The organism is Burkholderia pseudomultivorans (genome assembly GCF_001718415.1).
GTDB classification, from domain to species: Bacteria; Pseudomonadota; Gammaproteobacteria; order Burkholderiales; family Burkholderiaceae; genus Burkholderia; species Burkholderia pseudomultivorans_A.
Genome location: NZ_CP013377.1, coordinates 431,497 through 454,163 on the forward strand (window position 1 = coordinate 431,497; position 22,667 = coordinate 454,163).

A 22,667-nucleotide genomic window follows, 5' to 3' on the forward strand; every position below is an offset into this window, starting at 1 on the left:
GGCGCGCGTCAGTCGGTCGCAAGGCGCGCGTACATCGCGAAATCGCCGGGCGTGCCGCGCACCATCCGGTACGCGCGCAACAGGCCTTCGCGCCGGTAGCCGCACTTCTGCAGCACGCGTGCGGAGCCGAGGTTGGTGGTCAGCACGACGGCCTGCACGCGGAACAGGCCGCATTCGGCGAATGCCCAGCCCGTCACGCTCGCGCATAGCGCGCTCGCGATGCCGCGTCCCCAGTGCGACGGCGCGAGATCGTACGCGATTTCGGCCGAGCGGTTCGCGGTGGAGACCGTGTGCAGCCCGATCGTGCCGACGAGCGCGGCCGTTGCGTCGTCAACGATCGCGAGACGGCGGATCGAGTCCGGCTCGGGCGATTCGATGCCGTCGAACAGCGGCCGCAGATCGTCGCGCGAGCGCAGGTTCCAGCTCGTGTGACGGACGACGTCGGGATTCGACAGATAGGCGTACCACGCGTCGAGATCGGTGCGCTCGAGCTGTCGAAGCGACAGCCCCGGGAAGCCGGCGCACGGCGGCGCGTCGATTCTCATCGCGCGCGCCTGCCGGCGAGCGATGCGCGTGGCGCGGCGGCGCACGCGACGGCGGCGAAGATCGGCAGGGTCGTTGGAGGCATGACGGGGCTCCCGAGGGCGGACGACGCGGGTTCGATTATCCGGTGCGCCGCTCCGTGCTGTACAGGCGCCGTCGCGTCGCGTTCCGACTATCTCAATCTCTGCAATAAATTGTTTTCACTATTCCGCTATCGAATAGAACCGGTTCCATCTAACATGGCGGCCGCGGCGGGCATGCCCGTCGCGACGTCGCGCGCGCGTCGCATGCGCGCGCCCCACGTGCGGACGCCGCCGGTCTCGCAACGCCGGCGGATCTCGCCGCCCGCACGCACTCGCAGCCAGAACAACGGGCCTCGCGCCTGGAGACACGACAATCATGAACAAGCAACTGATCGCAGCACCGCTGCTGCTCACGCTCGCGGGCATCGCATCCGCGCAAAGCTCCGTCACGCTGTACGGCATCGTCGATGCGGGCATCACCTATCGCAGCAACGAGCGGACGGGCTCGGCCGGCGCCTACACCGGACATTCGAACGTCGGGCTGACGACCGGCAACCTGTCCGGCAGCCGCTGGGGCATCAAGGGCGCCGAGGATCTCGGCGGCGGCCTGCGCGCGCTGTTCGTGCTCGAGAACGGCTTCGACATCACCAACGGCACCTCCGGCCAGGGCGGCCGCCAGTTCGGCCGCCAGGCGTTCGTCGGCATCGGCAGCGACCGCTACGGCTCGATCACGCTCGGCCGCCAGTACACGTCGCTCGACGACTTCGTGAGCCCGGTCGGCCCGTCGTCGTACATCGGCGGCTTCGGCGCGCATCCGGGCGACATCGACGATCTCGACCAGACCGCGCGCGTCGACAGCTCGATCAAGTACACGAGCGCGAACTACGCGGGCTTCACGTTCGGCGCGCTGTACGGGTTCGGCGGCCAGCCGGGCAGCATGAAGCAGCGCAATACGTGGAGCGTCGGCGCGGCCTATGCGGCGGGCCCGCTGCGCATCGGCGTCGGCTACGAGCGTTCGGACAACAGCAAGACCGGCGCGACCGACTCGACTGCCGGCAAGTGGCAGAGCACCGACGACGGGCTGTTCAACTCGTCGATCAACGAAGGCTATGCGAGCGCGCAGTCGCAGCAGATCATCGCGACGGGCGCGACGTACGACTTCGGGCCGGCCGTGGTCGGCGTGAACTACAGCAACGTGCAGTATCGCGCCGGCGACCAGTCGCTGTTCTCGGGGCACGCGACCTTCAACATCGCGGGCGTGTACACGCGCTGGAACGTGCAGCCGAACACGCAGCTGTTCGCCGGCTACAGCTACACGCGCGGCAGCGACGTCGACGGCATCGACAACCGGGCGCAGTATCACAACGTGACGCTCGGCGCGGTCTACGACCTGTCGAAGCGGACCAGCGTGTACCTGCTCGGCGCGTACCAGCACGCGTCCGGCACGACGCTCGACGCGCTCGGCCGGCCGGTCGCCGCGACCGCGTCGGTGTCCGACAAGGCGAACGGCCACTCGTCCGACTCGCGCTCGCAGGCGATCGTCAGCCTCGGGTTGCGTCAGCGGTTCTGACGCGTCGCGGGCGCGCCGCGCGCGCGCCTCTATACTGTCGCCTCGTCGAATGGAGGGGACATGACCGAAACGCAATCCGTGCGCTGCCTGTGCGGCGCCGTCACCGTCACGTTGCGCGGCGAGCCGGCCGCGCGCGCGAACTGTCATTGCGCGACATGCCGCGATTTCTACGGCACGGCGATGCTGTCCGCGACCGCGTGGCAGCCGGAGCAGGTGTTGGTCGCCGGCGGCGACGCGACCTTCCGGCATCCGTCGAAGTCGATGTCGCGCACGTGGTGCGCGGCGTGCGGCGAGATCGTGTTCGGCACCAACCGGCTCGGCATGCGCGTGGTGCCGAACAGCGTGACCGCGCGTGCGCACGGCGGCCGACTGCCCGACGCGTTGCAGCCGACGATGCACCTGTTCTACCGGCAGCGCGTGATCGACGTCGTCGACGCGCTGCCGAAATTCCTCGACGGCTGGGACGGCCCGACGCTCGACACCCCGAATTGAACCTGCGCCGCCGCCGCGCCATGGCGGCGCGCGCCCGACTTCCGCTGCCTTTTTTTGCCGCGTCTTCAAAAGACGCGCGCCGGATAATATTTTTTCTCTTTCATTTCAATTTCGATTTGTAATCATTGACCGGATTTTCCGGAAAATCAAAAGCAGCATGCGGCCATCAGAAAAAATGACGCATTTGCATTGAGCGATCCGGAAGAAAATGCCGGGGAAAATGCGCCGAGAATCGCAGGCCTGGCAGGCTGTCGCGGCGCAGGCACCGGACTGGCTCGTGATCGACGAAGCTGTGTCGCGCAGCGAAATAATGACGTGAATAATAGGTATGAACGGTGAAATGCCATTCACCGGAATCACCAATGTTTCATACGTCGCGATTTACAGTGTCGAAAAACGTCCGTCTGGGGAGCATCGTTCATGGCAATGAAACAAATTCGCGCAGCATTACTGGGAATGTGCATGGCGATGCTGGCGGCGGCGAGTCATGCGCAATACACGACCGACTGGCTCGCGAACACGTTCGGCACGCTGGCCGCACACGTCGGCAACGGCGCGCGCTCGATGTGGGTCGCGCCCGAAGGCGTGATCTATACGTCGTCGCGCTGGGACGAGAACGCGGGCGGCGTCGCGATCTACCAGAACGGACAGACGCTCGGCACGATCGGCATCCACGACGAATTCCAGGGCGGCGCGATCACCGGCAACGCGACCTCGATCTTCGTCGCGCTCGGCTACAACCGCACCTTCGGCAGCGGCTCGGTGGGCCGCTACAACCGCGGCACGAACACGCGCGACCTGCGCATCCCGGTCAGCACGTGGACGGGCATCCAGTACGCCGACGTGATCACCGGCCTCGCGACGGGCGGCAACCTGCTGTATGCGAGCGACTTCTACGGCAACCGCGTGCGCGTCTATACGACCGACGGCGTGTGGCAGCGCGACATCGGCGTGCAGGGGCCGGGCGCGCTGGCGCTCGATGCCGCCGGCAACCTGTGGGTCGCGCGCATGAGCGCGGGCGTGGTCGTGCAGTACAGCTCGACCGGCACCCAGATGAACACGATCCAGATGGCGGCCGGCGCGCGGCCGGCGTCGCTGTATTTCGATGCGGCGGCGGGGCAGCTGCTGGTGGGCGATGAAGGCCCGGACATGAACATCAAGGTCTACGGGCTGCTCGGCCTGCCGCTGCAGGTCGGCACCTTCGGCGTGCAGGGCGGCTATCTCGACACGACCTCGGGCATCAAGGGGCAGGTCGGCGACAAGCGCTTCACGCGCGTCGTCGGCATCGGCAAGGATTCGGCCGGCAACCTGTACGTGCTCAACAACGCGTGGGGCGGCGGCTGGGATCTGGGCCGCAACGGCAGCACCGACATCCATGCGTACAGCCCGACCGGCACGCTGCAATGGAAACTGCAGGCGCTGAACTTCGAGGCGGCCGCCGCGCCCGATCCGGCGACCGACGGCGCGTTCTTCTACAGCGGCAACAACGTCTACACGGGTTCGGCGGGCGGCACGTTCGTCGCGAATACGGTCGATCCGTTCACCTATCCGAAGGACCCGCGCCTCGACATGAACGACTACCAGCGCGGCCAGCACTTCGGCCAGCTCGTGACGGTCGGCGGCAACCGGATTCTCGTCGCGTCGGGACAGAACCCCGGCAACTTCAACTTCTACCACTTCAATCCGGCGAGCGGCTACATCGCGATTCCCGACGGCTCGATTCCGGGCAAGCCGTTCAACACGAACCTGCAGGTGACGGCCGGCTTCGCGATCGACGGCAACGGCGACGTGTGGGCAGGGCTCGACCGCACCAACAACATCTCGCACTACCCGATGACGGGCTTCGACGCGAACGGCAAGCCGTCGTGGGGCGCGCCGACGCAGATCCCGATCCCGCGCACGGTGCTGCCGCTCACGCGGATCATCTACCAGTCCGACAGCGACACGATGATCCTCGCGCAGGGCATCTCCGGAAGCTGGGACTGGACCGCGATGAACGGCCATATCGAGGTCTATCGCGGCTGGAAGGGCGGCAATACGAGTGCGCCGAACCCGGTGATCAACCTGACGAGCGCGAATCCGAAATCGATCGCGGCGGCCGGGCACTACCTGTTCGTCGGCTACGTGCACACCGTGCCGAACGTCGACGTGTTCGACCTGAACACGGGCAACCTCGTCACCACGCTGACCAACTCGAACACGCCGGCGATGGACGTCGGCAACGACGTCGACTCGATGTACGGCATCCGCGCGTACCTGCGCTCGACCGGCGAATACGTGATCACGAAGGACAACTACAACGGCACGAGCCTCGTCGTGTATCGCTGGCATCCGTGAGCGCGCGGATCGCGCTCAGGGCGCGCCGAGCACGCGGCCGTTCACGCTGCGCCCGTACATCGAGTCGGGCGAATCGTGGAACTTCGCGCGCGTGTCTTCCACCGATCCGGTGAAGCGCGGGTCCTGCGGACGTTCGTGGCTGTCCATGAAGGTCGCGACGTCCCACGCCTGCTGATCGGTCAGCGTGCCGCCGAGCCCGAGCGGCATGTTGGCCTTGATGAAGCCGGCGGCGTTGCGGATGTCGCCCATCCCGGCGCCCCAGTTGAACGAGCGCGCGCCCCACAGCGGCGGAAACACGGGCTTGCCGCCGCTCGACTGGCCCTGTCCGTCCGCGCCGTGACACAGCGCGCAGTGCTGCGTGTAGACGGCGGCGCCGCGCGCGTAGTCGGCCTTCTGCGTCGGCGGCGGCAGTTTCGGGAAGCCCTGGCCGGGCAGCTTCGCGCCGACCGGCGCGCCTTTCGCGAGCCAGTACGAATACGTTTCGAGCGCCACGAGGATCGGGTCGCCGGCCGGCGGCGCCTTGCCGTTCATGCTGTAGCGAAAGCAGCCCTGCAGGCGCTCGGCGAACGTGTTCACGTGACCGTTCTTGCTGCGGTAGGCCGGATACAGCGGGTACGCGGCCCACATCGGGCTCGAATCGGGACGGCGGCCCGCGTCGAGATGGCAGCTCGCGCAGGTCAGCTTGTTGCCGACGTACTTGCCGGCAAACTCGGGCGTGTGCAGGAAGATCTGCTCGCCGAGCTTCACGGTCTTGCCGAACGCGTCGGCGGGAATCGCCGATTCGGCCGGCGGCGTGAACGATTGCGCCGTGGCCGTGGCGGCGGCCGTCGCGGCGACGGCGGGTGCGGGCGACGAAGCGGCGGCCGGTGCATCCTGCGGCGCCGCGGCGAAGGCGAGCGCGGGCAGCCACGCGGCGCCCAGCAGCGCGCGGCGGATCGGTGTCGTGCAATCGGTCATGGCTGGTCTCCCTGCGCGGCGCCGCCGCGAGCGTAGTACGCGGCGAGCGCGTCGATGTCGGCGTCGGACAGCTTGCCGGCGATCATCGGCATCAGCGCCATCGGTCCGGGTGCGCGCGTGCCGTGCTTCCACGCGTTCAGCTGGGCGGCGAGATACGCGGCCGGCTGGCCTGCGAGCGGCGGAAACGCGGCGCCCACGCCGATGCCGCCCGGGCCATGACATTGCGCGCAGGCCGGGAGGCCCTCCGACCAGCGGCCGCGCGTCGCGAGCCACGCGCCGGTGCTGGCCGGGTCGATCGACGTGTCGTCGGATGTCGCGACGGCCGGTGCGGCGGGCAGGCTCGCGAAGTACGTGGAGACCGCATCGCGCTCGCGCGCCGACAGTCGTTTCGCGAGCGGCTGCATCACGGGGTTCTGGCGCGTGCCGTCGGCAAACGCCGACAGTTGCGCGGACAGATACGCGGCGCTGGTGCCCGCGAGACGCGGAAAACCGGCGGCCGCATTGCCTTCGCCGTGCGCGCCGTGGCAGCCGACGCAAGCGGCCACGCCCGTCGTCGTGCCCTGTGTCGCCAGCGTCCTGCCGAGCGTCGCGTCGTCCGCGTGCGCGGCGCCGGCCAGCAGCGCCGCCGTCGCGAGCAGCAGCGGCGCGAACCGGCGTCGCGGTGTTTCGACCGGATCGTTCACGTCTCCTCCTTTGTTGTCTGTCTTGTGTCTCGCACGTACTGCGCGCCCCGTGCGGCCGGCGTCGTCAGCCCGCGCCGGGCTGCTCGCGCGCGGGCGCGGCGCTCGACTCGGGCGTCGTGCCCTCGTATCGGCCGAAACCGTAGCGCCGGAAAATCCGGAATGCATCCGGCGACCGGATAAACGCGAGCCACGCCCGCGCGGCTTCCGGATGCGGCGCGTCCTTCACCATCGCGCCCGCATAGATCGCCGTCGTATTATGCGCGGAAGGAATGTCGACGTGCATCAGCGGATGCCCGACCTGTTCCTGGAACGCGGCTTCGGACTGCCACAGCACGCCGGCATCCGCGCGTCCCTGCATCAGGAACAGCGCGGTCTCGCGATGGTGGATATGCGTGAGTTCGGTCGTGCCGGCGCGGACCTTGTCCTCGTAGACGGTGTGCGCGAGCGCGTCGCCGCCGGCCTTCACGAGCGATGCGCGGATCTGTCGCGCGACGCCTTCGAATGCCGGATTCGGCATGGCGAGCTTCACGTCGGGCCGCGCGAGATCGTTCAGCGACGCGATGTGTTTCGGATTGCCGGCGCGCACCATGATCGTCAGCTGGTTCGTCACGTACGGCACGGCCGGGCCGGCGAGCGTGCCGTCCGCGATCAGTGCGTCGATCCTGCCCAGTCCTGCGAAATATGCATCGGGTTTCACCGTCCACGTCATGTTGCCGACGGTGATCGTGCCGCCCGCATGGATCTGCTTCACGAGCAGGCCGGGCGGGATCGTCTCCCAGTAGATGCGGCCGCGATACTCGGGATGGTCCTGCTCGAACTTCGCGACGAGCGGCGCCATCGCGAAGAAGTAGTTGCCGCCGACGAACAGCACGAGCTTCGGCGCGCTGAGGTCGCCGTGGAAATCGGCGAGCACGTCGACTTGCGGGACCGTGAATTCGAGGCCGCGATCGAGCGCGTCGTTGTTGCGGCCGTTCTGCCACGGCGGGAAGACGGTCGAGGCGGAATCGACGGGCGCGGCGAGCGCGAACCCGCCGGCGCAGCACAGCCAGGCGGCGAGCAGCGCGCGCAGGCGCGGGCGGCGCGGTTTCGGAGTCGAATGAGCGGAGGTCATCGAGGGCCTCATTTCGCGTACGTGAAGCCGGCCTGCTGCAACTCGGGCAGCGTGCCGACCACGCCCGGCGTGACGATTGCGCCGGGAATCACGTGGTTGGTCAGATCGGCGGCCAGCGCGTCGAGCGGCAGCCGGTCCGGATTCGCGTTCGCGCCGTCGAGCCGCTCCGCGAGTTCCCAGATCGCGTTGTGGCACGACAGGAACACGACGCCGCGCTGCTGCAGCGCCGCGATGCTGTTGTCGTGCGACGAGAAGGCGCCGTCGGCGCGTTCGTGGTCGTGCGCGTCCTTCGACTGCGCAGGCTTCGCGTCGAGCAGCGTGTTGGTCGGGAATGCCGCGCCGGCGAAGCGCGCGAGGCCGTATTTGTCCCACGCGGCCTGGTCGAACAGCGCGAGATGCGCGCTGCCGTGCGTGGCCGACACGACCAGGAAATCCGGATGACCGTACGACCAGACCTGCGCGTTCAGCGCATTGCGCATCAGGTTCAGCCACGGGCCGCCGAGCTCGGTGTTGTCCCACACCTGCTTCGGTCCGCCGCGATAGCCGAGCACTTCGGCGAGCGCCGCGTGATCCCATTGATCGGCGCGCTCGAGAATCATCGGTACGGTCTTGAGGTCGCGCCGTCTCGGCGCGGCCGCGACGCGGCGCGTGAGGTCCGCGAGCCGCGCGGCGCCGTCGGGCAGCAGTGCGCCAGCGGCGGGCGTCGCCGCGTGCGCGCGAGGCGCGGCGCCGAGCAGTGCGGTGCCGGCCGCGAGGCCGAGCGTTTTCAGCGCGCCGCGGCGCGCATGCCGGTCCGTCATGGGCGTGTCTCCTGATGAGCGGCGAGCCGTCGTGCCGCCCGGCGGGACGGCATCGCGACTGTGCGCAGCCAGTCTAGAGGCGCACGACGGCTCGGCAAAATCGCGATATCGGATGACTGATATTGGCGCGCGCGATGATTCGTCCGACGATCGGCGTGCGAGCGCGGGCCGGTGGCGCGATTGCACGGCGCCAGGCCGTCTGCTACCGTAGCGCCCGAATTCGAAGCATCGGAATCAACGAGAGCGGGGGCCGGGCCATGTCATCCTTCTGTCGCGCCGGGAGCGACGGCAGGCCGCGCGCCGATACGGGCTGTGCCGGCGACAAGGCGAGCGAAGCCGCGCCTCGCCGATCGAATCACCGAAAAGAACGACAGGCGAATCCACGCCGCGCGTGCCGTGCCTGCGCGACACGCGCGTTTCAACCACTCGAGACCTGAGAGACCTTGCAGATGAAGAAGCTTCCCGCATCGTTCGCGATCGCTGCGTTCGCAACGTTCGCCGCGCTGTCGGCCGCCTGGCGGCCGGCCATCGCCGCGCCCGCCGACGCGGCCGCGATCGACACGCACTACGGTGCGGTGATCGAGGCCTACACGCAGGACATGGCCGCGGCCCGGTCGAAATACGACGGCCAGCGCCTCGCGTTCGTCGGTGCGGTGATCCGCATGGGCAGCGATCCGGGCGGTACCTATTTCGGCGCGCTGACGGCGGACGGCGAGCAGTTCGACACGCATTTCGACGTCGCCGACCAGGAGGCGCTGAAAGCGAAATTCCCCGGCGGCGAGATCAAGCCGTTCGTCACGTCGGCGGCGTTCCGGTTCAGTTGCCTGAACGAAGGCTATGTCGATGCGCCCGTGCTGCCCGGCCTGAAGCTCACGCATTGCCGCAAGGTCGATTGACGCCGCGCCGCGCGTCGTCGCTCAGAACTTCTGCTGTATGCCGGCCATCACGCCGAGCTGGTTCATGCCGAGGCCGACCGTTCCGCCGGCGGCGACCGGGTTCGCCGCCTGCGCGCTGTTGAACAGGTAGCCCACCGACGTATAGACGGTCGTGCGCTTCGACAGGAAGTAGTTCGCGCGGCCGACGACCAGCGTGCCGTTCGTGCCGCTTTCGCGTTCGCCGCGTTGCAGGTAGCGCACGCCCTGCACGTCGAAGGCGAGCGCCGGCGTCGCGTAGTAGGTGCCGCCGGCAAACACGATGTCGGACTGCAGGTGTCGCGCCGCCGCGAGGTTGCGCCGGATCCAGCCGGCGCCGAGCCGGGCCGGCCCCCACTTGACGTACGCGGCGACGATGTCGCGCGTGTCGGTGTAGCCCGAGCCGTTCAGCGGCGCCAGCGCGCCGGCGCCGCCGCGCATCACGTCATGGGATGCGGCCAGCCCGAACTGGCTCGTGTCGTACGCGATCATCGCGGTGTATTGGCGGCACGCGACGAAATCGCCGGCCACCTGTCCGGCGCAGCCGGTCGCCGACGGCCCGGCGGGCCCGGCCGCATCGCGGCCGAAGCTGTAGGTCGCGCCGAGCGTGACGCCGTGGAACGTGCCTTTGTAGCCGATCGCGTTGTCGCTGCGCGCGTTCGGCAGATACGAGTCGAAATCCGCCATCGAGTGGATCGACGGGCCGATCACGTCGGCATTGGCGAGCACGATCATCGTCATGTTCATCTGGCGGCCGAGCGTCAGTGCGCCGAAGCCGCCGCTCACGCCGACGTTCGCCTGACGCCCGAACAGACGGCCGCCGTAGTTCAGTGCGCCGGTGCCGGGCTGGAAGCCGTTTTCGAGCACGAAGAACGCCTGGTAGCCCGCGCCGAGATCCTCGGTGCCCTTCAGCCCCCAGCGCGACGGCACTTCGCCGGTCAGCGTCGGCATCCCGACGAACGAGCCGCCATGCGCGGCGTGGTTGTAGTAGGACACGCCGGTGTCCACGATCCCGTACAGCGTGACGCTGCTTTGCGCGCCAGCCGGGCCGGCCAGTGCCATCGCGAGGACGGCGCACAGTTTCTTCTTCATCCTTGTCTCCAAACCTGGTATGTAGTGATGCTTATCGATTTTTATCGGACGGCATCCGCGCGCGACGCCCGGAAGCCGGCCGTGGGTGCCGGCGTGTTACGACAGCGCGGGGTCGGCCTGCCGCCGCGCGGCGCGGGCCGGCGCGCAGACGACTGCGACGGCGATGGCCGCGCCGATCATCGGCAGCAGGAACGCGAAATAGAGATGGGACACGGACCAGCCGCCATCGAGCAGCGCGCCGACCGTCAGCGGCGACAGGATCGCGCCGAGCCGTCCGATGCCGACCGCGAGGCCGATGCCGGTCGTGCGGATCTGCGCGGGATAGGGCGTCGGCGACAGCGCGTACATCCCCGCCACGCACGCATTGATGATCGCGCCGAGGAACACCGCGACCGTCATCCCGACGCCGAGCGAGCCGGTGTTCGCGCCGAACACGACCAGCAGCGCACCGCCCGTCAGCAGCGTGGCGACCAATAGGTTGCGCAGGCCGAACCGGGCCGACAGCAGGCTGAACAGCGATGCGCCGGCAATGCCGCCGAGATTGAGCAGCACGCCGCCGGTCACGCCCTGCGACGCCGACAGCCCGGCCTGCACCAGCAGCTTCGGCGTCCAGCTGACGACGAAATAGAAGCTGCCCATCACCAGGAAGAACGCGATCCACAGCGCGATCGTCCGGCGCGCGAGCGGCCCGCGCAGCACGGCCGCGCGACCTGCATCGGGGCCGGCCGCGTCCGCCGCGGTCGCGGCCGCGGGCAGGGCGTCGAGCGGCGCGCGCTGCATCCGCGCGAGGATCCGGTTGATCTTCTGCAGCGCGTTCGCCGGACGGCGGACCAGCAGGAAGTCGAGCGACTCCGGCAGCAGCGCGAGCACCATCGGGATCGCCATCAGCGTCAGCACGCCGCCGAACGCGAACACGCTGCGCCATCCCCACACGGACAGCAGGTAGCCGGCGATCACGCCGCCGACTGTCGCGCCGATCGCATAGCCGGCCGACTGCATGCCGATCGCGGCGCTGCGCCATTTGTTCGATGCGTATTCGCCGCTGATGACGGTCAGGCTGGCCAGCATGCCGCCGATGCCGAGCCCCGTATACGCGCGGGCGGCCGCCAGCTGCAGCGTGCCGTGGGTGGCCGAGCAGGCGAGCATCCCGGTCGAGATGACGACCAGGCAGAACAGGATGATCCGGCGCCGGCCGACCCGGTCGGCCAGCGGCGCGATCAGCACCGAGCCGAGGCCCATGCCGGCCAGCCCGGCGCTCAGCAGCATGCCGATTTCCTTGCCGCTCAACTGCCACTCGGCCGCGAGGCGCGGCGCGACGAACGCCATCGCGAGCACGTCGAAACCGTCGAGCATGTTCAGCACGACGCAGGCCGTGACGGCCAGCGTCTGGAATGCGCTCATCGGAGACGCATCGATCGTATTGCGGATAGGGACGCTCACGTCTAAGACCCCTGCAAGAATAGTATGACTAATTGATTGGAGCCGGCCGAAGCCGGGGGAGTCGAGCGGGTGACTGCGATTCGGATTGCGTGGGGCGAGCGGGGCGCGTTCGGTCTCCGGTCGCGTTCCCCGATCGTTTGCGGGTGCCGGGCGTCTAGGCGGCGTGCGCAGGCTGCAGCAGCAGACGCTCGATTACGCGCCGCGCGCGGTTCGGGCCCGCATCGACGTGAATGTCGATCTGCCGGCGGTCGGGAAACCGCAGCTGATTGCGGTACTGCGCTTCGATCACGGTCTTGTCCTCGTCGAAGGTGGCCGCGGATTGCTCGATGACCGTTTGCGCGACGCGCTCGACGTCGGTTTGCGGATTGGTCGCGATCGTCCAGAAGTAGTGCGTCGTGGTGGCCGTCTCGGGCGTGATGCCGTGGAAGCCGCGCATATGGAAGCCGCCGCGCGACGGATCGCCGAGGTCGCCGGTGCCGGCGTCCATCGCGCCGGTCCAGATCCGGATATGCGACACGTGGAATTCGATTTCCTGCCATCGATCGACGCGGCCCGCGAACGGCCACGCAGCCGTGTAGGTCGGCGGCGGATCCGAATCGGGCATCCGGCGCACCAGCTTCACCGTGTCGCCTTCGCTGCTGACGCGCGTTTCCGCGCCCATGTGCAGCGCGGCGTTGCCGCCGATGGTTTTCAGGTGGACGTAGCCGAGATGGCTCAGGTCCATCAGGTTGTCGTGAATCAGCTGGTACGGCGCGTCGTAGTGGTAGTTGCCGCCGCCGAACCGGTAGCGCGGATCCGAGTGGAACGAATAGGACGGCGGCGCGCAGGTCGGCTCGCGGTTGGCGGCGTCGCCGATCCAGATCCATACGATCGCGTCCCGCTCCTGGACCGGATACGACGAGACGCATGCGCTGGCCGGGATCCGCTCCTGCCCGGGAATCTCGATGCAGGTTCCGGCGCGGTCGAACAGCAGCCCGTGATAGCCGCAGCGCAGGCCGCGCGATTCGAGCGAGCCGCACGACAGCGGCAGCGACTTGTGGCAGCAGCGATCCTCCAGTGCGCCGACTTCGCCCGACGGTAGCCGGAACAGCACGACCGGGCGGCCGAGCAGCGTGCGGGCAAGCGGGCGGTCGGTCAGTTCGGACGCGAGCGCGGCGACCCACCATCGGTTGGCGGGAAAGATAGGATCGCTTATTTCTTGCGATGTGCGAGGTGCCATCGATTGTCTCCAGTATCGTATTGCCGCCGCGCGCGGCGCGCCGCGCGGGCCGTCTTCTACAGATCGAGTACCAGCATCGCGGTACGCGAACGGGAGCAGCACGGCAGGAACTGGTCGCCGGCTGCTTTCTCGTCGTCCGTCAGGTACGAATCGCGATGCTCGGGCTCGCCGTCGAGCACGCGCGTCAGGCAGGTACCGCATACGCCCTGCTCGCACGAAGTCAGCACGTCGACGCCATTGGCCGCGAGCGCAGCGACGACCGTGCATTCGGCCGGCACGTCGATCACCCGGCCGCTGCTCGCGATCCGGACCTGGAACGGACGGTCGGCAGCGGACGTTTCCACCACACCGCTGAAGAACTCGTAGTGCAGCCGTTCTTCGGCCCAGTTGCGCGCGCGCGCTTCGTTCAGCACCGCGTCCATGAAGCCGCGCGGCCCGCACACGTAGAGATGCGTGCCTGCCGGCGCCGCCGCGAGCACCGCGGCGAGATCGAATCGTTGCGCGGACTCGCCGTCGTCGACATGCAGGCGCACCCGGTCGCGAAACGCGGACGCGGCGATCCGTTCGACGAAGGCCATGCGCTCGGTCGAACGCGCGCAGTAATGCATCGCGAACGGTTCGCCCGACGACGACAGCCGTTCCGCCATGCTGAGTATCGGCGTGACGCCGATCCCGCCGGCGAGCAGCAGGTGGTGCGCCGCGCCGGTCGCAAGCGGAAAGTGGTTGCGCGGCGCGCTGATCCGCACGGTATCGCCTGGCCGGACCGCGTCGTGGATCGCGCGCGAGCCGCCGCGACCTTCGGCGTCGCGCAGCACGGCGATCTGATAGCGGTCGGCCTGCGCGGGATGGTTGCACAGCGAATACTGGCGCACGAGCCCGCCCGGCAGATGGACGTCGATATGGGCGCCCGCCGTGAAGCCCGGCAGCGGCGAGCCGTCGTCGCTGACGAATTCGAATCCGCAGATGTCGCGGGCTTCCTGCCACTTGCGGGCCACCTTGACGGTCAGCGAGGCATCGCTCATGACGCCTCCGTCGCACGGGCAACCGGAATGACGGGGCGCTGCGGGGCCGCCGCGCGTTCCTCGGCGAGCAGCCGCTCGATCACCTTGCGCGACAGCACGCCGCCGGCGTCGATGTTGAGCTTCAGCAGATTACGATCCGGCCACGCTTCGAGGTTGCGCTGCTGGCGCTCGAGCATCTCGAGATCCTCGGCGAAGATCTTGCCCTGGCCTTCGCGGATCGTGTCGGTCAGTGCGGCATCCTCGGGCCGGAAGTTGCGCGCCATGCCCCAGAAATACCAGATCGACGTTTCCGTTTCGGGCGTGATGAAGTCGACGACGATCGACGACGCCTTCACGTCAGCGGACGCCGCATGGCCGCCGTGGCCCGCATGCGCGACGCCGACCTCGATCATCACGTGGCTCGGCGGCGAGAAGCGGCAGATCTGCCAGCGATCGACCGGCACGTCGTCGGCGAGCCCGTTGCCGCGCAGCGCCATCTGCCAGAACGGCGGCGGCATCACGTTTTCCATGAAGCGGCTCGTGACGACCTCGTCGCCTTCGCAGACGGTGCGCGGCGCCGCCTCGTCGATCTCGCGCTGGCCGATGCTGCTCGCATGCACGTAGGTCTCGTGCGTGAGATCCATCAGGTTGTCGATCATCAGGCGGTAGTCGCAGCGGATGTGATAGAGGCCGCCGCCGTGCGCCCACGCGGGATCGTCCGCCCACGGCAGGTGGTGCAGCTTGGCCGGATCCGCGCGGGTCGCGTCGCCCGGCCACACCCAGATGAACCCGTACCGCTCGATCGCGGGAAAGCTGCGGATCGCCGGAAAGCCGCCCACGCGCTGGCCCGGCATGCCGGTCGTCTTGCCGTCGCAGCCCATCTCGAGCCCGTGATAGCCGCACACGAGCGTGCCGTCGCGCACGAAGCCCAACGACAGCGGTGCGCCGCGATGCGGGCAGAAATCCTCGAGTGCGGCGACGCTGCCGTCCGCCGTGCGGTAGAACACCATCGATTCGCCGCAGATCTTGCGCCCGAGCAACTTCCCGTCGATTTCGTCGGGCGTGCAGGCCACGTACCACGCATTCTTCAGAAACACGTCGTCATCTCCTCCGGATCGGGGCCGGCAAATGCCGGCGCCTCATCATTCCGTACACTGAATGAGATTCAGTGTACGCATTGAGCGGGCATCGGACAAGGCGAGCGGTATACTGGTTTTCCCGAAAATCGGCGTAAACGCGCGCCACCCCGGCGACGCATGCGTCCGACGTTCGCCGTTGCAACTTGTTCATCCATGGAAAAAACACACGCTGCCGAAACCCCGACGTTCGGACTCGACCTATACGACGAGCCAGGCCATCTGATTCGTCGCGCGCACCAGATCGCCGTGGCGATGTTTCACGAAAAGCTGGGGCGCGAAGTGACGCCGGTGCAGTACGCGGTGCTGCGCATGCTGCTCGAATGCCCGGGGCTGGATCAGGTGACGCTCGCGCAGCGCGTCGCGCTCGACACGTCGACGACCGCCGACCTGGCGGTGCGGCTCGAGGCGAAAGGCTTGATCGTGCGGGAGGTGCTGCCGCGCCGGCAGCGCCGCCTGCTGCTGACGCCGGCGGGCGAAGCGCTGCTCACGCGGCTGATTCCGTCGGTCAAGGAACTGCGCGCCGGGCTGTTCGAAGGCATGGGAGAGGACGATGCGGAGGACCTGATCCGCCTGCTGCGCAAGTTCGTCCATCTGAACAACGAGCAGAGCCGCGCGCCGCTGCGCGTCGGCGACGAATGACGGCTTGCGGGCAGGCTGCCCGCCGCGCCGGCTCGCGCGTCAGCGCGAGCCTTCCAGCCGCCGCGCGGCTTCCATCACCTCGTTCCTGAAGCGCACCAGCGCCGCCTGTTCCGGCGCGGGCGGCTGCACGGCCGCCCACAGCATGTCGATCAGCTGCGCGGCCGTGGCTTCCGTGTCGAGCTTGCGGCGGCCGAGGATCGCATCCCACAGCACATGCTCGACCGGTCCGAACACCATCGAGCGCAGCAGGCTCAGCGGCATGTCCGTGCGCACCTGCCCGGCCGCCTGCCCGCGCGCGAGCACGTCCATCAGCGGCGCCGTGTAGCGCCGCTGCAGCGCGGTCAGCTCGTCGCTCAGCGCATGCTGCTTTGCGCGGCCCTCCGACAGCACCAGCGCGCACAGCCCGGTGCCGCTGACCAGCATCAGCCGCAGGTGCGTGCGCACGACGAACGCGAACTGCTGGCGGACGGGCGCGTCGAGCGGCATCCCGTCCTCGAAAGCCGTGATGTTTTCGTCATACCAGTCCGCGATCACGCGCGCGCACAGCTCGCGCTTGCCGCGGAAATAACTGAACACGGTCGCCTCGGACACGCCGACGCGCTGCGCGATCTCCGCGGTCGTCGCGGATTCGTAGCCTTTTTCGGCGAAGACTTCGCGCCCGGCGCGCAGGATGTCCTGCACGCGCTGCAGGGACTTGCGGCCGGCGGGCGCGCGCGAGGCGTCGGCGCGGTCGGCTTTGGCGGTGGCGGTCATGGTGTCGGCAGGAGGCGGCAGCGATTCGGAAACAGATCTGAGTATTACTCAAAAAAGTCATTGACGCCAGCCCGGGCGGCGCGCGACACTACGCAAAATTTCCGCAGTATTGGTCAACAAATCGGCGCATCAACCGGTTTTGAGCAAAACTCAGAAATCGGTGCGCGCAACGCACTTTCTGGAGACGGAGGAGACATGAGCAACCTGCCCGGCGTGCAATTCATGCTCGGTGAAGACATCGAGATGCTGCGCGACGCCGTCGCGAACTTCGCGGCGAAAGAAATCGCGCCGCGCGCGGCGGAGGTCGATCGCACCGACCAGTTCCCGATGGATCTGTGGCGCAAGTTCGGCGAGCTGGGCGTGCTCGGGATGACCGTCGGCGAGGAATACGGCGGCGCGAACATGGGCTACGCCGCGCACATGGTCGCGATGGAGGAGATCTCGCGCGCGTCCGCGTCGATCGGCCTGTCGTACGGCGCGCACTCGAACCTGTGCGTGAACCAGATCCACCGCAACGGCACCGCCGCGCAGAAGCAGAAGTACCTGCCGAAGCTCGTGTCGGGCGAACACATCGGCGCGCTCGCGATGAGCGAGCCGAACGCGGGTTCCGACGTCGTCAGCATGAAGCTGCGCGCGGACAAGCGCGGCGACCGCTACGTGCTGAACGGCACGAAGATGTGGATCACCAACGGCCCCGACTGCGACACGCTCGTCGTCTACGCGAAGACGGACGTCGACGCCGGCCCGCGCGGCATCACCGCGTTCATCGTCGAGAAGGGCATGAAGGGCTTCTCGGTTGCGCAGAAGCTCGACAAGCTCGGCATGCGCGGCTCGCACACGGGCGAGCTGGTGTTCCAGGACGTCGAGGTGCCCGAAGAGAACATCCTCGGCCAGCTCAACGGCGGCGTGAAGGTGCTGATGAGCGGCCTCGACTACGAGCGCGCGGTGCTGTCGGGCGGCCCGACGGGCATCATGGCCGCGTGTCTCGACGCGGTGGTCCCGTACATCCACGACCGCAAGCAGTTCGGCCAGTCGATCGGCGAGTTCCAGCTGATCCAGGGCAAGGTCGCCGACATGTACACGACGTTCCAGGCGTGCCGCGCGTATCTCTACGCGGTCGGCCGCCATCTCGACTCCGCGGGCAGCGACCACATCCGCCAGGTGCGCAAGGACTGCGCGGGCGTGATCCTCTACACGGCCGAGAAGGCGACGTGGATGGCCGGCGAGGCGATCCAGATCCTCGGCGGCAACGGCTACATCAACGAATACCCGGTCGGCCGGCTGTGGCGCGATGCGAAGCTGTACGAGATCGGCGCCGGCACGAGCGAGATCCGCCGGATGCTGATCGGCCGCGAGCTGTTCGCGGAAACGATGTAACGCCCCACGTCACGCGAACGGAGCCCCGTCGATGCCGATCATCGAATCCAAACTGAATCCGCGCTCGGAAGAATTCCGCGCGAACGCCGCGGCGCTCGAGGCGGTCGTCGCCGACCTGCGCGCGAAGATCGAACAGCTGGCGCAGGGCGGCGGCCCGGCCGCGCGCGACAAGCACCTGTCGCGCGGCAAGCTGCTGCCGCGCGACCGGATCGCGCAACTGCTCGATCCCGGCGCGCCGTTCCTCGAACTCTCGCAGCTCGCGGCGAACGGCATGTACAACGACGATGCGCCGGGCGCGGGCGTGATCACCGGCATCGGCCGAATCGCGGGCCGCGAATGCGTGATCGTCTGCAACGACGCGACGGTCAAGGGCGGCACCTACTACCCGATGACGGTGAAGAAGCACGTGCGCGCGCAGGAGATCGCCGCGGAGAACCGGCTGCCGTGCGTGTACCTCGTCGATTCGGGCGGCGCGAACCTGCCGAACCAGGACGACGTGTTTCCCGATCGCGACCACTTCGGCCGCATCTTCTACAACCAGGCCACGATGTCGGCGGCCGGCATCGCGCAGATCGCGGTCGTGATGGGCTCGTGCACGGCGGGCGGCGCGTATGTGCCGGCGATGAGCGACGAGTCGATCATCGTGAAGAACCAGGGCACGATTTTCCTCGGCGGGCCGCCGCTCGTGAAGGCCGCGACCGGCGAGGAAGTGAGCGCCGAGGATCTCGGCGGCGGCGACGTGCATACGCGCCTGTCGGGCGTGGCCGATCATCTCGCGCAGAACGACGCGCATGCGCTGTCGATCGCGCGCAGCATCGTCGGTCATCTCGCGCCGAAGATCGCCTCGCCGGTGTCGCTGCGCGAGCCGAAGCCGCCGCGCTACGACGCGAAGAGCCTGTACGGCGTGATTCCGGTCGACACGCGCAAGCCGTTCGACGTGCGCGAGGTGATCGCGCGCATCGTCGACGATTCGGAGTTCGACGAATTCAAGGCGCGCTTCGGCACGACGCTCGTCACGGGCTTCGCGCATATCTGGGGGCATCCGGTCGGGATCGTCGCGAACAACGGCATCCTGTTTTCCGAATCGGCGGTGAAGGGCGCGCATTTCATCGAGCTGTGCTGCCAGCGCAAGATTCCGCTCGTGTTCCTGCAGAACATCACCGGCTTCATGGTCGGCCGCAAGTACGAGAACGAAGGCATCGCGCGCCACGGCGCGAAGATGGTGACGGCCGTGTCGAACGCGAAGGTGCCGAAGTTCACGGTGATCATCGGCGGCTCGTTCGGCGCGGGCAACTACGGGATGTGCGGTCGCGCATTCGGGCCGCGCTTCCTGTGGATGTGGCCGAACGCGCGTATCTCGGTGATGGGCGGCGAGCAGGCCGCGTCGGTGCTCGCGACCGTGCGGCGCGACGGCATCGAGGCGAAGGGCGGCGCGTGGTCCGCCGACGAGGAAGAAGCGTTCAAGCAGCCGATTCGCGACCAGTACGAACGCCAGGGTCATCCGTACTATGCGAGCGCGCGGCTGTGGGACGACGGCGTGATCGATCCCGCGCAGACGCGCGACGTGCTCGGCCTCGGGCTGGCCGCGTCGATGAACGCGCCGATCGAGGACACGCGCTTCGGCGTGTTCCGCATGTAACGGCAGGGAGGGCTGAACCATGCGATACGAAACCATCAAGGTAAGCGAAGCCGGCCGCGTGGCGACTGTCACGCTCGCGCGTCCCGACGTGCGCAACGCGTTCAACGAGACGACGATCGCCGAGCTGACCACCGCGTTCGAGTGGCTCGATGCGCACGCCGGCGTGCGCGCGGTCGTGCTCGCGGCCGAAGGCGCGGCGTTCTGCGCGGGCGCGGACCTGAACTGGATGAAGAAGATGGCCGGCTACTCGGACGACGAGAACCGGGCCGACGCGCGCAAGCTCGCGCGGATGCTCGAGGCGATCCATCGCTGCGGCAAGCCGGTGATCGCGCGCGTGCATGGCGATGCGTATGCGGGCGGCGTCGGGCTCGTCGCTGCGGCCGACATCGCGATCGCGGCCGACGGCGCGAAATTCTGCCTGTCCGAAGCGCGCCTGGGGCTGATCCCCGCGACGATCGCACCGTACGTCGTGCGTGCGATGGGCGAGCGCGCCGCGCGCCGCTACTTCACGACCGCGGAGGTGTTCGACAGCGCGCGTGCGGCGTCGCTCGGCTTCATTCACGACGCGGTGCCGGCCGACGCGCTCGACGACACGGTCGCGAAGCTCGCGGCGACGCTGGTCGCGAACGGCCCCGACGCGGTGCGCGCGTGCAAGCGGCTGGTCGCCGACGTCGCCGGCCGTGCGCTCGACGCGACGCTGATCGAGCAGACCGCCGACTGGATCGCGCGCACCCGCGCGGGCGCGGAAGCCCGCGAAGGGATCGCATCCTTCCTGGAGAAACGCACGCCGTCGTGGCGTGAATGACATCGCGGCGGCGGATGCCGCCCGCGTCGCGTGACCAACCTTTTCCGGACGACATCGAAGCCATGTTCGACAAGATTCTGATCGCCAACCGCGGCGAAATCGCGTGCCGCGTCGCCGCGACGTGCAAACGTCTCGGGATCGCGAGCGTTGCCGTCTATTCCGACGCGGACGCGAACGCGAAGCACGTCGCCGCGTGCGACGAGGCCGTGCATATCGGCGGCTCGGCGGCCGCGGACAGCTATCTGCGCATCGAGCGCATCATCGACGCCGCGCGCGCGACCGGCGCGCAGGCGATCCATCCCGGCTACGGCTTCCTGTCGGAGAACGAGGATTTCGCGCAGGCCTGCGACGCGGCCGGCATCGTGTTCATCGGGCCGCCGGTCGACGCGATCGCCGCGATGGGCTCGAAGGCGGCCGCGAAGGCGTTGATGCACGCGGCCGCGGTGCCGCTCGTGCCTGGCTATCACGGCGACGACCAGGACGCGCGCAACCTGCATCGCGAAGCCGACGAGATCGGCTATCCGGTGCTGCTGAAGGCGAGCGCGGGCGGCGGCGGCAAGGGGATGCGCGTGGTCGAGCGCTCCGAGGATTTCCCGGCGGCGCTCGCGTCGTGCCAGCGCGAAGCCGCGAGCAGCTTCGGCAACGATCGCGTGCTGATCGAGAAATACCTGACGCGCCCGCGCCACGTCGAGGTGCAGGTGTTCGGCGATACGCACGGCAATGCCGTGTACCTGTTCGATCGCGACTGCTCGGTGCAGCGCCGTCACCAGAAGGTGCTCGAGGAAGCGCCGGCGCCGGGCCTGCCCGACGACCTGCGCCGCGCGATGGGCGAGGCGGCCGTCGCGGCCGCGCGTGCGGTCGGCTATGTCGGCGCGGGCACGGTCGAGTTCATCATGACCGGCGACGCGTTCTACTTCATGGAAATGAACACGCGGCTGCAGGTCGAGCATCCGGTCACCGAGATGGTGACGGGGCTCGATCTGGTCGAATGGCAGTTGCGCGTCGCGGCCGGCGAGCCGCTGCCGCTGAAGCAGGACGAACTGCGCGTGCAGGGTCACGCGATCGAGGCGCGCCTTTACGCGGAGAACCCGGCGCGCGGTTTCCTGCCGTCGACTGGCACGCTGAAGCACCTGCGACTGCCGGAAGGCGTCGAGTTCGACATCGGCGCGCCGGTGCGCGTCGACAGCGGCGTGCGCGAGGGCGATGCGATCACGCCGTTCTACGACCCGATGATCGCGAAGCTGATCGTGCACGGCGCGGACCGCGCGGAAGCGCTCGGCCTGATGCTGCGTGCGCTGCGTGCGTGCGAGGTGGTCGGCCTGCACACGAATGCCGCGTTCCTGCAGCGGATCGTCGCGTGTGCGCCGTTCGCGTCGGCCGATCTCGACACCGGCCTGATCGAGCGCAACCACGGTGCGCTGTTCGCGCCGCAACAGCCGCCGCGCGCGGCGCTCGCGCTCGCCTGTGCGGCGCTGCTCGCGCGCGAGCGGGGCGCGGCCGCGAACGGCGCGTCGCCGTGGGCCGCGCTGCCGGACTGGCGGCTGAACGGCGGCTATCGCCGCACGCTCGAATGGCGCGCGGTCGAGCGCGACACGGACCACACGGTCGTGTATGAAGACGACGGCGCCGGCGCGCGTCTCGCGGCGGGCGATGCGGCTGCGCAGCCGTTCGCGTGGACGCGCGGCGCGAGCCCGCTCGACTTCGACGTGACGCTCGACGGCGTGCGCAGCAGCGGCCGCGTCTACGCGGACGGCGACGTCTTCCACGTGTTCACGCAGGGCGCGGCCGAGACCTTCGAATGGCGCAATCTGCTCGCGCATGCGGGCGACGCGGAACACGGCGGCGGCCGCCTGACCGCGCCGATGCCCGGCAAGGTGATCGCGGTGCTGGTCGAACCGGGCCAGAAGGTCGAAGCCGGCACGCCGCTGATCGTGATGGAAGCGATGAAGATGGAGCACACGATCGGCGCGCCGGGCGCGGGCGTCGTCGCCGAAGTGCTGTACGGCGTCGGCGACCAGGTCGCGGACGGTGCGCAGCTGCTGACGATGGCCGAAGTCGCCTGATACGCGAGGTTCGCGACCGGCCCGTGCGCGGCCGGTCGCCCGGGATCGGGGCGGGCCGGACCGGGCCTCGGCG

At 68.7% G+C, this 22,667-nt stretch carries 21 protein-coding genes; 9 read left to right on the forward strand and 12 right to left on the reverse strand.

The features are described from left to right. Nucleotides 1–8: 8 nt before the first annotated feature. Entirely contained in the window at nt 9–545 is a 537-nt protein-coding gene (locus WS57_RS01870) for a GNAT family N-acetyltransferase (protein WP_060299453.1), read from the reverse strand. 397 nt (nt 546–942) lie between these two features. Here WS57_RS01870 and WS57_RS01875 point away from each other — a divergent pair, with 397 nt between their 5' ends. Together WS57_RS01875 and WS57_RS01880 are read left to right on the forward strand one after the other, a co-directional pair. Then, complete coding sequence (locus WS57_RS01875; RefSeq protein ID WP_069243669.1) at nt 943–2,136, forward strand: porin; 1,194 nt, start codon at nt 943–945, stop codon at nt 2,134–2,136. Nucleotides 2,137–2,196: 60 nt separating this feature from the next. Next, nucleotides 2,197–2,628, forward strand: coding sequence for a GFA family protein (locus WS57_RS01880; protein ID WP_069243670.1), 432 nt, complete (start codon nt 2,197–2,199; stop codon nt 2,626–2,628). Between the two features lie 105 nt (nt 2,629–2,733). On the opposite strand, the gene WS57_RS36755 is transcribed toward WS57_RS01880, so the two are convergent. Further along, entirely contained in the window at nt 2,734–2,988 is a 255-nt protein-coding gene (locus tag WS57_RS36755) for a hypothetical protein (RefSeq protein ID WP_155774249.1), read from the reverse strand. A gap of 60 nt (nt 2,989–3,048) precedes the next feature. On the opposite strand from WS57_RS36755, the gene WS57_RS01885 reads away from it, so the two are divergent. Continuing rightward, nucleotides 3,049–4,965 (forward strand): SMP-30/gluconolactonase/LRE family protein, encoded by a 1,917-nt coding sequence (locus WS57_RS01885; protein WP_059518233.1) that lies wholly within the window; start codon nt 3,049–3,051, stop codon nt 4,963–4,965. Nucleotides 4,966–4,980: 15 nt separating this feature from the next. Here WS57_RS01885 and WS57_RS01890 read toward each other — a convergent pair whose 3' ends face one another. The 4 genes from WS57_RS01890 to WS57_RS01905 form a co-directional block, all read right to left on the reverse strand. Further along, nucleotides 4,981–5,922: a c-type cytochrome gene (locus WS57_RS01890; protein ID WP_059518235.1), complete on the reverse strand. Its 942-nt coding sequence runs from the start codon at nt 5,920–5,922 to the stop codon at nt 4,981–4,983. Then, nucleotides 5,919–6,605, reverse strand: coding sequence for a c-type cytochrome (locus WS57_RS01895; protein ID WP_059605144.1), 687 nt, complete (start codon nt 6,603–6,605; stop codon nt 5,919–5,921). Before WS57_RS01895 ends, WS57_RS01890 begins: the two co-directional genes overlap by 4 nt. A 64-nt stretch (nt 6,606–6,669) precedes the next feature. After that, the gene (locus WS57_RS01900; RefSeq protein WP_009687281.1) at nt 6,670–7,716 is read right to left on the reverse strand and encodes a molybdate ABC transporter substrate-binding protein; all 1,047 of its coding nucleotides are present in this window, start codon (nt 7,714–7,716) and stop codon (nt 6,670–6,672) included. An 8-nt stretch (nt 7,717–7,724) separates the two neighbouring features. Continuing rightward, entirely contained in the window at nt 7,725–8,516 is a 792-nt protein-coding gene (locus WS57_RS01905; protein ID WP_059518242.1) for a hypothetical protein, read from the reverse strand. Nucleotides 8,517–8,965: 449 nt separating this feature from the next. Between WS57_RS01905 and WS57_RS01910 the strand changes: the two genes are divergently transcribed. Then, complete coding sequence (locus WS57_RS01910) at nt 8,966–9,412, forward strand: hypothetical protein (RefSeq protein ID WP_009694450.1); 447 nt, start codon at nt 8,966–8,968, stop codon at nt 9,410–9,412. A gap of 21 nt (nt 9,413–9,433) precedes the next feature. Here the strand turns inward: WS57_RS01910 and WS57_RS01915 are convergent, their stop codons facing one another. From WS57_RS01915 to WS57_RS01935, 5 genes are all read right to left on the reverse strand, one after another. Further along, nucleotides 9,434–10,519 (reverse strand): porin, encoded by a 1,086-nt coding sequence (locus WS57_RS01915; RefSeq protein WP_059518244.1) that lies wholly within the window; start codon nt 10,517–10,519, stop codon nt 9,434–9,436. A gap of 96 nt (nt 10,520–10,615) precedes the next feature. Beyond that, nucleotides 10,616–11,959 (reverse strand): MFS transporter, encoded by a 1,344-nt coding sequence (locus WS57_RS01920; protein WP_059479528.1) that lies wholly within the window; start codon nt 11,957–11,959, stop codon nt 10,616–10,618. 154 nt (nt 11,960–12,113) lie between these two features. Next, on the reverse strand, nt 12,114–13,178 hold the full coding sequence (locus tag WS57_RS01925) for a Rieske 2Fe-2S domain-containing protein (RefSeq protein WP_069243671.1): 1,065 nt from the start codon (nt 13,176–13,178) through the stop codon (nt 12,114–12,116). A 56-nt stretch (nt 13,179–13,234) separates the two neighbouring features. After that, nucleotides 13,235–14,200: a PDR/VanB family oxidoreductase gene (locus tag WS57_RS01930; RefSeq protein ID WP_059518247.1), complete on the reverse strand. Its 966-nt coding sequence runs from the start codon at nt 14,198–14,200 to the stop codon at nt 13,235–13,237. Then, entirely contained in the window at nt 14,197–15,276 is a 1,080-nt protein-coding gene (locus WS57_RS01935) for an aromatic ring-hydroxylating oxygenase subunit alpha (RefSeq protein WP_069243672.1), read from the reverse strand. The genes WS57_RS01930 and WS57_RS01935 overlap by 4 nt, the downstream gene beginning before the upstream one ends. A 195-nt stretch (nt 15,277–15,471) precedes the next feature. Here WS57_RS01935 and WS57_RS01940 point away from each other — a divergent pair, with 195 nt between their 5' ends. Continuing rightward, a complete protein-coding gene (locus tag WS57_RS01940) occupies nt 15,472–15,957 on the forward strand; it encodes a MarR family winged helix-turn-helix transcriptional regulator (protein WP_009694459.1) in 486 nt (161 codons plus the stop codon). Between the two features lie 39 nt (nt 15,958–15,996). On the opposite strand, the gene WS57_RS01945 is transcribed toward WS57_RS01940, so the two are convergent. Then, complete coding sequence (locus tag WS57_RS01945) at nt 15,997–16,710, reverse strand: TetR/AcrR family transcriptional regulator (RefSeq protein WP_059605150.1); 714 nt, start codon at nt 16,708–16,710, stop codon at nt 15,997–15,999. A 195-nt stretch (nt 16,711–16,905) separates the two neighbouring features. Between WS57_RS01945 and WS57_RS01950 the strand changes: the two genes are divergently transcribed. The 4 genes from WS57_RS01950 (at nt 16,906) to WS57_RS01965 (ending at nt 22,594) form a co-directional block, all read left to right on the forward strand. Beyond that, nucleotides 16,906–18,087 carry an isovaleryl-CoA dehydrogenase gene (locus WS57_RS01950; RefSeq protein ID WP_069243673.1) on the forward strand — a complete coding sequence of 394 codons (1,182 nt, stop codon included), beginning with the start codon at nt 16,906–16,908 and terminating at the stop codon, nt 18,085–18,087. Nucleotides 18,088–18,118: 31 nt separating this feature from the next. Further along, complete coding sequence (locus WS57_RS01955) at nt 18,119–19,726, forward strand: carboxyl transferase domain-containing protein (RefSeq protein WP_059479536.1); 1,608 nt, start codon at nt 18,119–18,121, stop codon at nt 19,724–19,726. Between the two features lie 19 nt (nt 19,727–19,745). After that, nucleotides 19,746–20,531, forward strand: coding sequence for an enoyl-CoA hydratase/isomerase family protein (locus WS57_RS01960; protein WP_009694465.1), 786 nt, complete (start codon nt 19,746–19,748; stop codon nt 20,529–20,531). Nucleotides 20,532–20,593: 62 nt separating this feature from the next. Next, nucleotides 20,594–22,594, forward strand: coding sequence for an acetyl/propionyl/methylcrotonyl-CoA carboxylase subunit alpha (locus WS57_RS01965; protein WP_040132030.1), 2,001 nt, complete (start codon nt 20,594–20,596; stop codon nt 22,592–22,594). Nucleotides 22,595–22,667 lie beyond the last annotated feature (73 nt).